At 30.0% G+C, this 14,635-nt stretch carries 10 protein-coding genes; 7 read left to right on the forward strand and 3 right to left on the reverse strand.

Annotated features, from left to right (window positions below):
• Positions 1-577: 577 nt before the first annotated feature.
• Both B3J31_RS12755 and B3J31_RS12760 read left to right on the forward strand, forming a co-directional pair.
• The gene (locus B3J31_RS12755; protein ID WP_346874064.1) at positions 578-2,365 is read left to right on the forward strand and encodes an ABC transporter ATP-binding protein; all 1,788 of its coding nucleotides are present in this window, start codon (positions 578-580) and stop codon (positions 2,363-2,365) included.
• The gene (locus B3J31_RS12760) at positions 2,365-4,173 is read left to right on the forward strand and encodes an ABC transporter ATP-binding protein (RefSeq protein ID WP_346874065.1); all 1,809 of its coding nucleotides are present in this window, start codon (positions 2,365-2,367) and stop codon (positions 4,171-4,173) included. Before B3J31_RS12755 ends, B3J31_RS12760 begins: the two co-directional genes overlap by 1 nt.
• Before the next feature lie 185 nt (positions 4,174-4,358).
• Here B3J31_RS12760 and B3J31_RS12765 read toward each other — a convergent pair whose 3' ends face one another.
• Both B3J31_RS12765 and B3J31_RS12770 read right to left on the reverse strand, forming a co-directional pair.
• The gene (locus B3J31_RS12765) at positions 4,359-4,874 is read right to left on the reverse strand and encodes a spore coat protein (RefSeq protein WP_346874066.1); all 516 of its coding nucleotides are present in this window, start codon (positions 4,872-4,874) and stop codon (positions 4,359-4,361) included.
• Positions 4,875-5,039: 165 nt separating this feature from the next.
• Positions 5,040-6,317, reverse strand: coding sequence for a dicarboxylate/amino acid:cation symporter (locus B3J31_RS12770; protein ID WP_346874067.1), 1,278 nt, complete (start codon positions 6,315-6,317; stop codon positions 5,040-5,042).
• A 527-nt stretch (positions 6,318-6,844) separates the two neighbouring features.
• On the opposite strand from B3J31_RS12770, the gene B3J31_RS12775 reads away from it, so the two are divergent.
• The 3 genes from B3J31_RS12775 to B3J31_RS12785 all read left to right on the forward strand — a co-directional run bounded on the left by B3J31_RS12775 (position 6,845) and on the right by B3J31_RS12785 (position 10,257).
• A complete protein-coding gene (locus tag B3J31_RS12775) occupies positions 6,845-7,318 on the forward strand; it encodes a hypothetical protein (protein ID WP_346874068.1) in 474 nt (157 codons plus the stop codon).
• A gap of 405 nt (positions 7,319-7,723) precedes the next feature.
• Entirely contained in the window at positions 7,724-8,938 is a 1,215-nt protein-coding gene (locus tag B3J31_RS12780; protein ID WP_346874069.1) for a hypothetical protein, read from the forward strand.
• A 143-nt stretch (positions 8,939-9,081) separates the two neighbouring features.
• Positions 9,082-10,257, forward strand: coding sequence for an amidohydrolase (locus B3J31_RS12785; protein WP_346874070.1), 1,176 nt, complete (start codon positions 9,082-9,084; stop codon positions 10,255-10,257).
• A gap of 27 nt (positions 10,258-10,284) precedes the next feature.
• Here the strand turns inward: B3J31_RS12785 and B3J31_RS12790 are convergent, their stop codons facing one another.
• Positions 10,285-10,551, reverse strand: coding sequence for a hypothetical protein (locus B3J31_RS12790; RefSeq protein WP_346874071.1), 267 nt, complete (start codon positions 10,549-10,551; stop codon positions 10,285-10,287).
• Between the two features lie 331 nt (positions 10,552-10,882).
• On the opposite strand from B3J31_RS12790, the gene B3J31_RS12795 reads away from it, so the two are divergent.
• A complete protein-coding gene (locus B3J31_RS12795) occupies positions 10,883-12,181 on the forward strand; it encodes an APC family permease (RefSeq protein WP_346874072.1) in 1,299 nt (432 codons plus the stop codon).
• A gap of 230 nt (positions 12,182-12,411) precedes the next feature.
• On the forward strand, positions 12,412-14,487 hold the full coding sequence (locus tag B3J31_RS12800) for a methyl-accepting chemotaxis protein (protein WP_346874073.1): 2,076 nt from the start codon (positions 12,412-12,414) through the stop codon (positions 14,485-14,487).
• The last annotated feature ends 148 nt before the right edge of the window (positions 14,488-14,635 follow it).

Below are 14,635 nucleotides of genomic sequence, written 5' to 3' on the forward strand. Positions count from 1 at the left end.
ATCAGTAATAAAAAAGTCATATTAAAAGTTAGATTAAATAAGGATAAAAGTTATTTAATCCTGACCCTATTTAATTTGCAGCATAAAGGTTTGAGAGAAAATATTAGATTTGAAAATTAGAAGAAAAGTAGTGTGAAGCGTTTATTTTAAAGTAATAGGTAAATATATAAATATAAAGTTGTTCCAAAGGAGAGAGAAATTCAGGAGATGACCTGAATTTCTTTTTTTAAGAAAATTAAAGAAAAATATGTTTTTATGTTTTTATGTTCTTGCACCCTTATGCCTTTGATATGACTAAGGCTAAGACTCCTAGAGTAAATCAATATTTTAATAAAAATTAGCTTTCACTAATACTCTTATTTCAATTATAAATAAACATTTATGTATAAATATGTTATTTGAGTAAAGATGGTGTTATAATATATACATATTTAGTTAAATAGTTTAATTAATTAAATTATATCAATATAATGTAAACTATTACTGAGGTGAATAAACAATAGATATATAATATTGTTTCAGAGGGGAGGATTCAATAATATAAAGTAATAAACGGGTATGTAAATGGGGGGAAATTATGAGATTAGAAAGTAAAAATTATAATGCGGGGGATATAATTAAAATTCCATTTAAATTTGCACCAGCACAGGCTACATTAATAGCAATACAAAAACTTTTGGATGGTTTAGTTCCAACTCTACAAATTTTGGCTACGGCTAAGTTTCTAGATATTGCAATTTTAATATTTAAACAAGAAAAAGATATTAAAGATATAGTAATGCCCTTATTATTTGTGATACTTCTTTTAGCTTACGACTGGATTTCTACACAATTATCAAAGTTTGCAGAGGTTCAGATTAAAAACAGATTAAGAGGTGAATTCAGGGTAAATATTGTAGAAAAGATAGCAACCTTGAGATATAAATATATAGAAAGTCAGGATAGTTGGGATTTAATATCTAGGGTTATAAAGGAGCCAGAAGTTCAATGTACTAAGGCATATATTTCATCTTTAGATATGATAGCAATGATTTTAAAAATAACAGGAATACTAGTAGTTTTATTTATCCAGGTATGGTGGTCTGCAGTTTTAATTGTTTTAATTTCTGTACCTCTATTTTTTATAGCTTTAAAAAGTGGAAAAGAAACTTATGAAGCAAATAGAGAAGTAGAGAAGAATAAAAGAAAGGTTAAATACTTAGAAGAAGTGTTAAACGGTCGTGAGGCAGTGGAAGAAAGAACCTTGTTTGGCTATTCTGATAAGATTAATAACCAGTGGCATAAAGAGTTTGAAACTGCTAGAAAGCATGAACTTAAGGTAAGTCTTAAATGGTACATTAATATGAAAACCGGTGGAGTTATTATTGCCATTTTATCTGTATTGATAGTTTTAATTTTAATAGGGCCTGTAACTAGTGGAATTTTATCCATAGGAATGTTTATGTCCATTGTTAATAGCGTATTTGAATTAATACAATATTTAGCTTGGAGCCTTCCTGAGTATGGAGATAATTTAGCAAAGAATAAAGAGTATCTTGTTGACTTAACTAACTTTTTAAAATTAGAAGGGGATGAAGGATACTTATTAAGACCAGCTAAGGAGGTTAGCAAATTAAAGTCCTTAGAGTTTAGAAATGTATCTTTTAAATATCCAGGCACAGAAAAGTATATTTTAAAGGATATGTCTTTTGTCATAGAAGAAGGAAGGCATTATGCTTTTGTAGGTGCTAATGGAGCTGGTAAGACTACAATAACTAAACTTATAACTGGCTTATATGAGGACTTTGAAGGAGAAATTTTGATAAATGGAAAATCTATAAAGACATATAGACAAGATCAGTTAAAAGCAATGTGCTCTGTAGTGTATCAAGATTTTGCAAGATATTGTATTTCCTTTAGAGATAATATTTTATTAGGAGATATCAATAGCTTCGATAACCTAGATAATATGAATAAGGCTATAGAAACTGTTGAACTGCAAGATGTTGTTGGAGGATTACCTCTAGGTATAAGTTCAAACTTGGGTAAAATTAAAAATGATGGTGTAGATTTGTCAGGAGGACAGTGGCAACGTATAGCTATGGCAAGGGGAATTGTAAGTTCTGCATCCATTAGAATTTTAGACGAGCCAACTGCAGCCTTAGATCCTATAAGTGAAAGTAATGTCTATGAAAAATTTGAAGAGATAAGCAGGGGACAAACTACTATATTTATCAGTCATAGGCTTGGCTCAACAAAGATTGCAGATGAAATTTTCGTTATAGGAGATGGAGCCATTGTAGAAAGTGGTTCCTATGAGGAGCTCATGAAGAAAAATGGGGTTTATACAAAAATGTATGAAAGTCAAAGGAGTTGGTATATATAATGGTAGGGAAAAGTAAAGATATTTCTTTTTTAAAGATAGTAAGGACAGTTGAACCTATGATAATTAAATCATGTCCTATATTTACTATGGCAGCTATATTAACAACAATGCTTCATAGCTTGATTTATGTAGTAAATACTTTCATGACACAAAAGTTCTTTGATTCAATTACAGCAGCTTCATCAGGGAAAGTGGGGTTAAAAATAGTATATCTTATGCTAGGAGGACTATGTATTTCATTAGTTCTTACTCAAGTGCTTAATGGGATATCTAACTTTTTAGCCAATGTGCTAGTTAATAAGTCAAAAGGAATTATAGGTAAGATATTAAACAGCAAAAGCTCAAAGTTAAGTGCTGCAGATTTTGAAAATCCAACATTACTTGATGATATTAATAAGGCTCAAAAAGGATTAGAGGGTGGACTTATCATGTCTGTGATATTAATTTCTATAGTAACCTTCTATATTCCATATTTTATTTTTATGGGTATATATCTTTATAAATTAAAGCCGATACTTTCTATTTCTATTATATTAGTATTTATTCCTGTAGCTATATCACAACTAATTAGAATTAAGGTATTCACTAATTTAGAAGATAAGGTAGCTCCAATAAGAAGAGAATATGAACATTATGAAAAATGTATAATGGATAGAGAATATTATAAGGAAACAAGGCTTTTAGGAGGGTTCTTCTATTTCAAAAAAAGATATATAAGTACCTTAGAGCTTATGAATAAAAATAATTGGCAAGCAGAAAAAAAATCAGGACTTGCAGAGCTAGCCATGAAGATGTTAACATTACTTGGGTATATGGGTGTTTTAGCACTTCTTGTATATGCACTTTTAGATGGTTCGATATCAATAGGTGCCTTTGGGGCAGTATTTTCATCTATAGGCTTTATGTTTTCTTTAATGAATGAGCTGATATGTATGCATATAGGAAACATGGCTGAAAATTTAGGTACAGTGAAAAACTTTATTAGATTTTTAGAAATCCCTGAAAGAGAAGGGGAGGACATAGAAATTGTAGGTGTGCCTAGCATTTCAATTGATAATGTAAGCTTTACTTATCCAGGAACTGATAAAAGTTCTTTGAAAGACATATCTTTAAAGATGAATTCAGGAGAAACCATTGCCATTGTTGGGGAAAATGGAGCTGGTAAGAGTACCTTAGTTAGGATTCTTACAGGAATATATAGTCCGACTAAAGGTAATGCTTCAATAAATGGTATAGACATAGATAAAATATCAGCTAAAGAATTATATAGGGTTACATCAGGGGTATTTCAAAAATACCAACGATATAAAATGACTTTAAGAGATAATATATCTATAAGTGAAAAATCTAATGAAACAAAGGAAGAACTACTAAAAGATGCTATAGATAAAGCAGATTTTCAGGTTTCAAAGGAAAAATTTCAAGATGGTTATGATACCATGCTATCTAGAGAATTTGATGGTATAGATTTATCTGGTGGTCAATGGCAAAGGCTAGCTATAGCTAGGGGTTTTTATAAGGATAGTAACATGATAATTTTAGATGAACCTACAGCAGCCATAGATCCTATAGAAGAGACTAAAATATATAAGAAGTTTAAAGAGATGTCCAAGGATAAAACTGCTATAATCGTTACTCATAGACTTGGTTCTGCTAAGATTGCAGATAGAATAGTAGTTATGGATAAGGGTGAAATTGTACAAGTAGGTACCCATGATGAACTTATAAGTATAGGTGGAAAGTATAGTGAGATGTATGAAGCTCAAAGTAAGTGGTATCTAACTGATCAGGATGAAAAGGCAGTTTGATTTAAGGGGTTCAATGCAAAATATTTAAAGGTTTGAGTCTGAAATGGGTTAGTAAGTTGAGGCATAAGGGCTCTATACGAGTTTGTGAATTTAAAAATCATGGATAGATATCAGTTATTTATACTGAACTATCCATGATTTTTTTATATTATATTACTAGAGATAATTTGGATACAATCCTAAGTCTATTGAACGTTATACATGCCATTCTTCTCCATGTACTGGAATATAGCTTCTCCGTGTTTTTGCTCTTCCTTTTGTATGTGGTTTAATACATCACGAACTCTAGTATCTCTAAATTCGAATATTGTAGTATCATAGGTTCCTGACACATATTTTTCTGTCATCAATAAATCTGTACACATATCAGCATCGGATAAATTAACTCCTCCTGATTGCATATTATTTGTATTTGTTGTGGAACCTTGAGCTGTCATATTTTGTCCTGAATTTTGATTTTGACTTTGCTGATTTTGTTGACCTTGTTGTTGCTGACCCATTTGAGGAAGTTGACCACTTAATAATTGATTGATGCTACCTAGATGGGTTCTTTCTGATTGTCCATTGGCATTAAAAATATCTTTTAACTGACTGTCTTTAGCTTGATTTGCATAATTTGTATACTTTTCAATGCAAATTTGCTCATGTTTTTTTTGATCCTCTAGTAAAGTTCTTTCTTTTTGTGATAATGTTATTTCCATAATACTGCACCTCCGATTATATTTTGTGTAGAACCAATTATTTTATACTAGTAAATGAAATAGTATTGAAATTTAAGAAGTAGAATAGAAAAAACAGGTTAACACTCGATTTAGGTGTTAACCTGTTTAGTATATATAGCAGATATAACAAAGAGAATTATATTACTATAGGGATTTGTTTTTTACAGTTTCAGAATTGAAGATTTCTTTATTAAATTCTCCTTCAGTTTTTGCTACAATCATTGTACATACTGCATCACCGGTGATATTGACAGAGGTTCTTGCCATATCTAGAATTCTATCAATCCCCATTATTAAAGCTATACCTTCCACTGGTAAACCTACTGATTGTAATACCATGGATAACATAATCATTCCTACACCAGGTACTCCAGCTGTTCCAATTGAAGCTAAGGTGGCTGTTAAAATAACAGTTAAGAAAGAACTTAAGGTTAAATCAACACCATAAATTTGAGCTATAAATACGGTAGCTACACCCTGCATAATAGCAGTTCCATCCATGTTAATAGTTGCCCCTAGTGGTAATGTAAAGGAAGCAACATCCTTTGAGATTCCTAAATTTTCTTCTGCGATTTCCATGGATACTGGTAAGGTTGCACTACTGCTTGAGGTAGAAAAAGCTACTGAAATGGCTGGGAAGAATTTTTTGAAAAATCTTATAGGACTTAATCTAGTAAATAATTTTAATAGACCACCATAGACAATAGTAGCATGAATAAGTAAGCTTATTAAAACTAATGACATATATTTTATTAAAGGTATCATTGCATCAAAACCTTGAGTGGCAAAGGTACGAGCGATTAAACCAAATACTCCAATGGGTGCAATTATCATTACGAAGTCTACGATTTTCATAATAAGGTCATTTAATTGTTGAAAAAGATTTGTTATCATTTTAGTTTTCTCACCTAAAGTAGATAATCCTACACCTATTAACATGGCAAATACAATAATTTGTAGCATGTTCCCGTTTGCCATGGATGCAATAGGGTTGTTCGGTATCATATCAAGGATAACTTCAACTAATGGTGTAGCCTCTTTGATAGTAACTTCACTTAAACTAGAATTTGATAAATTTAATCCTACACCTGGTTTAAATACTGTAGACAGTGATAATGCAATTGAAATGGCAATAGCCGTAGTAGCTAAGTAAAATAATACTGTTTTTACTCCAATTCTACCTAACTTTTTAATATCTCCCATGCTGGCAGCTCCGTTAACTAGAGAAATAAAAACTAAAGGTACTACAAGCATCATAATAGCTTTTAAAAATGCCTGTCCAACTAAATAGAAAACTCCATTAATTAATAATTCATCGCGAATGAAACCCTCTGGAATAAAGTTGAATATAATACCTGTTATTAAACCCAGGATTAATCCGATAAATATTTTTGTTGATAAACTTATTTTGCCTTTTTTCATTTTACCAATCCCTTCTAATGATTTTTATTATATAAATTAAATTTTTACCTAAAATTATAGAATTATATGGTGAGTAAAATTATATAATGAATAAAAATAAAAGTAAAACTGCAATTATTGGAAAAGTGAAAAATGAATATGAAATATTTCATAATGTATATAGTATTACTTGATTGACTGTTAATCTAGTAATAGTGCACATTGGCATTGGTTGTAGATATGGATGTTGAATGTATAAAACTTTTGATATATATAATTGAATTTTGAAGGATTTTAAAATGAGTATGCAATATTCGTGTGAATAATATCAATGTAGTTAAGAAAAAAGATAAAACTTAAAAGTTATTTGAATAAATTAACAAATAATAACATATAAAGGATTGTTATTTGCATGGATATATTTTACACTTAGTATAATAGGTTAACAGATACTGTTTATCCGATACCTACAAGCTCTAATACTCCAATATTCTTTAAAGTGGGAGTAAAGAGCTTTGTTTATATTAAACTTTTTGGGAGGGGAATTTATGTTATTTATATTTATGGGGCCAAGCTGTTCGGGGAAATCTTCAGCAGCAGAAGAATTAAAAAAACTTACAGATGTACAGATTTACAGTGGAAAAGATTATTTACGTATGGACAAAAATGAAAATAATGCATGGCAACTATTTGAGGAAATATTGAAAGAAGGTTGTAATAACAAAGATATACACTCGAAATCAATAATCTATGTAATCTCAGAAAAAAAGGATATAGTAAAACTTAAATTCATTAAGGATGCTATTACTATAAATTTTACAGCGGATGCAGAAATAATAAAATCTAGATTTGCAAAAAGGATGAATGGAGTTTTACCAAAGCCAGTAGAAAGTATGATAGACAAGCAGTTACTTGAATGGAAAGACATAACTGCAAAGTTACATGTAGATACAAGTAAAGACAGTCCTAGTGATATAGCTAAAAAAATTTATGATCTAGGATTAATGGATAATAATGTATAAGTATTATATAATTTTTATTTACTTTATAAGTTTTCCATGGTAAAATTTACACATAACATATGGGAGGTGCTATAAAGTGATTATTGCTACTTGTTAATTAATTTTTAATGTAAAAATTAATACTAAAAGAAGTCTTAACTACCTAATTATTTAGGTCTATTTGTTGTGCTTCTTTAGAAAATTTACAAGTAAGTAATGTGAAGTTTATAGAACTAAAATTAAAATCTTTTTTACACTTTATATAGTATATTTATTTTGTTGTGTAAAATATTGTAGATATTTTGGTTGTAATGAGGCGTTGCTTTATTACAGCTTTTTTTAATTTAGTTGAAGAGGTAAAACATCTAACCCTTTAAATTAGATAGGTAAAAATGAAAAAATAAATAGGATAAGGGGTATGAGTATATGAAAAATCAAGTAAATAATGAATTTAAGGAAATATTAAATATATTTAATGAAGCCTATGTTAAAAGGAATATTAATGAAATAGATAGCTTTATGGATAAATTATTTGATAAGGATGAAAGTGTAACTATAGTAGGTACATGTGATGACGAGTGGTGTATTGGATATGAAGAAGTTAAGGATATATTTTTAAGTGACTGGGAATATTGGGGAGATTTAAGAGTTATAGCTGATGAGGCTACTGTAATGGAACTTGAAAATACAGCTATAATTTATACTCCAGCTACAGTTAAATATTCTTTTAACAGTAGAAATGACACATATACACGTTATTTAGGATATATTAAAGAATATTTTGATGAAAGTTCTGATGAAAGTAAAAAATCTAATAAGGTTAAATTAACAGAAATTAATTGGTCCTTATGCCATTTATTAAATCAAAGGGATGATATAGAAAGAGATTATCTATGGGATATACGCATTTCCTTTATATTAACAAAAAAAGAAAATAGATGGATTATAAAACATATGCAGTTTTCTTTACCTGTAGTTGGACATCTACCAGATGTAAGGGAATATAAAGATAGTTGTGATAGAACTCAGGTTAATAAAAAAATAAAGGAACTAGAAGAAGCTTATCATAAAAATAAGTTAATGAAAAATGAAATAATAGATTTAATAAAAGACTTTAATAGTGAGTATCTAGATAAGAATATGGAATTAAATTTGATAATTGATAAATATTTTTCTTTTAATAATACATTTGTTGCTAATACAGATAAAGAAATATTCACTAGTAAAGAAGAAATTAAGAAGTTAATTAAGGGGCATAGAGGATGCTATGATGAGATCAGGTTGGACAGTGAAAATTCTATGGTTGATTTTAATGGGGATATAGCTTGGGTAGTAATAAGAGGTACTATGGAAAAAGTTATTTCAGAAGAAGAATACTTTGAAAATACAGTTAATAAAATAAAGGATATATTTAATAAGGATTTAGATGATAAAGAAAAGCTTTTTAACATTAGAAGAAGAATTGCTGAAACCTTCAAAGAAAATGCTAAAGGTGAAAATTGTATATGGCCATTTAGATTAGAGGGTGTACTTATTAAAGAACATAATAAGTGGGTATTTAAATATCTCCAATTTACTTTTCCTTTTAATTATATTCTAGAGGGAAAGACAGAAGCAGCATCTTTGATAAAGAAAAATTAATAACAAAGAGACTAGTAGGGAAAAACCTTACTAGTCTCTTTCCATAAATAAGGTTTATTCAAATAGTATAATAAGCAATTAAAGGGAATAATATAAATCTGGATTAATGCATATAAACATTATATTTTAGAAAGGAGAACATTATGTTATTAATTAAAAATGGTAAAATATTGACCATGGCTGGTGTGGATTATGATAAGGGATGTGTCTTAATAGATGGGAAAAAAATTATAAAGGTAGGAGAATACATTGATGAAGATAACAGTGACATTTCTCAAGTCATTGATGCAAGCAATTGTATAGTTATGCCTGGAATAATAGAAGCTCATAGTCATATTGGTATTCAAGAAGAAAGAAAAGGTTTCGAAGGTAATGATTGCAATGAAATGACTGAGCCAGTTACACCTTATCTTAAAGCCTTAGATGCTATTAACCCTATGGATTCCACTTTTCACAAGGCCTTGAGTGCTGGCATTACTGGGGTAATGGTTGGACCAGGAAGTTCCAATGTGGTGGGGGGACAGTTTGTATTTATCAAAACTCACGGTAGAGCAATAGATAATATGGTTGTTCTAGAACCTGCTGCAATGAAGGTTGCATTTGGAGAAAATCCAAAATCAAATTATAATGACAAAGATAAGATGCCAACATCACGTATGTCCATAGCCGCTCTTTTACGAGAAGAGTTATTTGAAGCTCAGCAATATTATAAAAATAAGAAAAACTCTCAACAATCGGGTAATGAAAACACGGATTTTAATGAAGAGTTTAGAAAAGAATGTTGGATACCTGTATTTGATAAAAAGATACCTTTAAAAGCACATGTACATAGAGCGGACGATATTCTAACTGCAATACGCATAGCTAAAGAATTTGGATTAAAAATGACCCTTGATCACTGTACAGAAGGACATTTAATTGCAGAAGAGATAAAGGAGTCAGGATTCCCAGCTATAATTGGGCCAACTCTATCAGTACGTAATAAAATAGAAACACAAAATATGGATTTTAAAACAGCAGGCTTGTTGCATAAGGCTGGTGTAAAGGTAGCTATTACTACAGACCATCCTGTTACAAGAATACAAGATTTGGCAATTTGTGCTGGATTTGCAGCAAAAGAAGGATTGGGTATAGATGAAGGACTTAAAGCAATTACAATAAATGCAGCTGAAATATGTAATGTATCACATAGAGTTGGAAGTATTGAAGTTGGAAAGGATGCTGATATTGCAATCTTTGATGGCAACCCCATGGAGATATTTACGAAAACATTGTATACTGTAATTGATGGTGAAGTGGTTTATAAACCAGAAGACTAGATACTATAATATTTAGGAACATGTTTTTTATTTAAAACTAAATAATTTTTTTATTACTTTTATTATCATAAAAGTGGCAACAAAGCCAGCTAATACTGATTTTGTTGCCACTTTCTTACGGGTAGAAACAAATTCTTTTGTTTCCATAAGTTGTGTCTGTAAAATTTTATTATTTGTTGTTATTGTTGTTGTTGTTGTTGTTGTTGTTTTTGTTATTGTTGTTATTTTTGTTGTTTTTGTTGTTTTGATTATTGTTATTGTTGTTATTTCTACAATTGTTGTTTTCCATGACATATCACCTCCTACCTAACTTATAATTTACAAAAAAAAAAATATTATTCATTCTAATAAAAAATTATCGTTAAAAATTTTTATGCATAGTTTTTCTTATATAAGTGATTTTATACTAGACTAATTAGCAAAAGTTTTTTAAAATATAAGTTACATTAGTTTAAGTTTTAAAATCAATATAAAAGAAAAGTATTTTTGAAGTTGCATAACACATTTAAGATGTTAAAGATTTGATTTCTTAAGGAAGTATAGCAATTTATGCCCTTAAGTCTTAAGCATAAAAAACAAATTGCAAGAAATAATAAAGCTATGAAAAGCTATTTAGGAGGAAATGATGAAAGAAAAAACACAAAAGAGGACAATAACATATATTGAAGCTATTGCAATAGTAGTTGGAATGATAATAGGCTCTGGAATATTCCTAAAACCAGGTATTGTTTTTAATGATGCAGGCTCACCTATAATGGGTATAATGGCTTGGGTAGTTGGAGGTATTATAACTTTAGCTTCTGCTCTTACTATTGCGGAGATAGCTTCATCTATACCTAAAACTGGTGGGTTATATGTTTATCTTGAGGAGCTGTATGGAGAAGTATGGGGTTTCCTATTAGGATGGGTTCAAACAGTAATATCTTATCCTGCATCGGGAGCAGCTTTAGCCATAGCTTTTTCCACTTACGCTACATTTTTTATTCCAATGAATGATTTCCAGCAAAAGCTTCTAGCAGTGGGAATCTTAGTGTTTGTAATAATCATGAATATAATTAGTACTAAATATGGGGGAGCAATTCAAACTATTTCAACGGTGGGAAAGCTTGTTCCGATAGTTGCCATTATTATATTTGGTTTAATTAGTGGTAAAACTCATGATTTTCGCTCTGTTACCGTTATGACTGAAGGAGCTGGTTTTGGAGCTGCAGTATTGGGTACCTTATGGGCTTATGATGGATGGATAGGTGTTACCAATATAGCAGGTGAATTAAAAAATCCTGCTAAGGAAATGCCTAAGGCAATTATTTTTGGAGTTACTTCGGTTATATTTATATATGCACTAATAAGTATAGCAATGGTTAATGTAATGCCCATTGAAAATATAGTTGCATCAACAACACCAGCATCGGATGTGGCAGTTTCACTATTTGGAAAAGGTGGTGCTGCATTTATAACAGCAGGAATTATAGTATCCGTATTTGGAGCTATGAATGGATATTTATTAACAGGTGCTAGGGTACCATTAGCTATGGGACAGAGAAAACAATTGCCTTATTCAAAGCAACTGGGTAAAATACACAAAAAATTTGGAACTCCTACTAATGCATTAATTCTTGAAGGTGTATTAGCTACTATTTATATTTTCTCGGGAACATTTAATACTCTTACGGACTTATTAATATTTGTTTTATGGATATTCTTTGTTATGGGTGTCTTTGGTATATTTAGACTTAGAAAAAAAATACCTGCAGATAAAAGACCATATAAAGTTCCTCTTTATCCATTCATTCCAATGGTGGGAATATTGGGAGGAATTTATATATTATATAGTACAATTGTATCTGCGCCATTGAATTCCATAATAGGGATTGGTATAGCAGTTGCTGGTCTTCCAATATTTTATTATTTAAAAAGAAAATAGTGTTCAGCCTCAATGAATTGAGGGTTGACTCTAAATTTAAAAAGATTGATTCAGATAATTATTTGAATCAATCTTTTTTATGTCTAAAAAACTATAAAAATTTAATAATAAAATAAATTTAAAAAATACCAATAAAATATTAAGTTTACACTATATTAATATATTCATTGGTACGATAAGTAAAATAATATATTATAAAATATGAGCTAAAAAAGAGGGAGGTTGAAGTTATGAAAATTAAGGGTGTGAAGGTTAAGGGTGTAAAAGTTAAAAGTATTAAAGTGAAGATGATTTTGTTACTTATGCCTGTAATAATAGCTTCTATGGCTGTAATGGCATATATGAGTTACTCAAGTGCAGAAAAGATAATAAATAGTGAGCTTGAAATAAACATGAATAGTAAATTAAATGAAAAGTCGCAAGAAATTGAAAAGAGTTTGGATAGGCATCAGAAAATATCTGAAAGTTTAGCTAAAATGGCTGAGAATTCTGTATCGTCTCTGACTGAAGAAAATTATAAAGGTGTGTTGGAAAGCTTAATTGACACAAATGATGAAACCTTTGGAGCTGGTGTTTGGTTTGAACCATTTAAATATAAGAAAGATATTCAGTTATTTGGACCTTATGCATATAAGTTGAACGGTAAAGGTACTTATACAGATGAATATAGTAAGACAGATTATAAAACAGGTGATTGGTATAAAATAGGACAAGACACTGATAAGAGTGTTGAATGGTCATCACCTTATTATGATGATGTATCAAAAATTTCTATGATAACTACCACATGTCCAATGTACGATTCAAATAATAAATTTATAGGAGTTACCACAGCAGATATAGATTTATCTACTTTACAAAATAATATAAAAAATATGGAAATAGGTAAAGAAGGAAGGGCATTTTTAATAGATAAAAGTGGTTTATATGTTGCAGATGTAGATGAATCTAAAATTATGAAAACTAATATAAAAGATGATGAAAATTCTACATTGTCAGTGTTAGGTGAAAAAATGTTAACTGACAAAAATGGTCAAGGAACATTTAAAGATGATAAAGGAATTCAAAAGGTTTATTATAGCACCATAGAAGGTACAGAGTGGATTATTGCTGTATGTATTCCTGAGGAAGAAGTATATCTTCAAATTAATTCACTAAGAAATAAAATAAGTATAATAATAGTAGTTGCAATTGTAATAGTAGTATTATTTATATTATTTTTTGCAAACTATATAGGCAAGAATATTAAAAAGGTTAATGCTTTTGCTATGAAGATTGCAAATGGAGATTTAACAGAAAAACTAGAATTAAAAAGCAATGATGAGCTTGGTGAAATGAGTAAGTATCTGAATAAGATGACAGAAAACATTCATTCTATCGTAAAAATTATAATGGAGAATTCAGAAAATATAAGTGCATCTGCGGAAGAACTTTCAGCAACTGTTGAGGAATTGGCAGCTAAAACTGTAAATGTTAACGAGGCTGTTAATACTATTGCAGGTGGTATGCAGGAGTCAAGTGCTGCTACAGAGGAGATAACTGCATCTGTTGAAGAAGTGGATTCAAGTGTGAATATATTATCTTCAAAGGCCATGGAAGGAAGCAATAATGCAAGTGATGCTAAAGTGAGAGCCAGCAAGGTAAAGGAGAATAGCAAAGAGATTAAAAATATAGCAAAAGAACTATACATTCAAAAGGAAGCTAATATGAAGAAGGTTATAGAAGAAAGTTCTGTAATAGATAGCATTAGGGTTATGGCAGATACAATATCATCTATAGCTGATCAAACTAACCTACTAGCTTTAAATGCTGCTATCGAAGCTGCAAGAGCAGGAGAACAAGGACGTGGATTTGCAGTAGTTGCAGAAGAAGTAAGAAAACTTGCAGAACAGTCTTCAGGAGCTGTAGTAGAAATACAAAAAACTATAGAGTCAGTAAAACAAATATTTAATAAAAGTATAGAAACAGGAAATGACATATTAAAATTCATTGATGTAGATATAATGAAGACTTATGATGAATATGAAGAGACAGGTAATCAATATCATATTGATTCTGACTTTGTAAGTAATATGTCAGAAGAAATAGCAGCTATGTCGCAAGAAATTACAGCTACAGTGGGACAAGTAAGTGAAGCTATTCAAAATATGGCTGAGTCTGCTCAAGAATCTAGTGAAAAAGCAGAAACCATAAAAGAAAACATGGATGAAACCACAAAAGCTATAGAGCAAGTAGCTCAAACGGCACAAAGCCAAGCAGAACTGGCACAGCAATTAAATGAAGTGGTTCAGCAATTTAAAATATAAGGTATAAAATTGATATCCTAAAGTATTTAAAAAATAAAGTAATATTTAGTTAAATAAAAAAACAGGTGAGGAGTTTCATCTGTTTTTTATTTGCAAAAAAGATGAAAAGCTTTAAATTGAAAAAATGAAAGAAAACGTCAGAATTTTG

This window comes from Clostridium sp. UBA5988 (genome assembly GCF_002435615.1).
Classification (GTDB): domain Bacteria; phylum Bacillota; class Clostridia; order Clostridiales; family Clostridiaceae; genus Clostridium_J; species Clostridium_J sulfidigenes.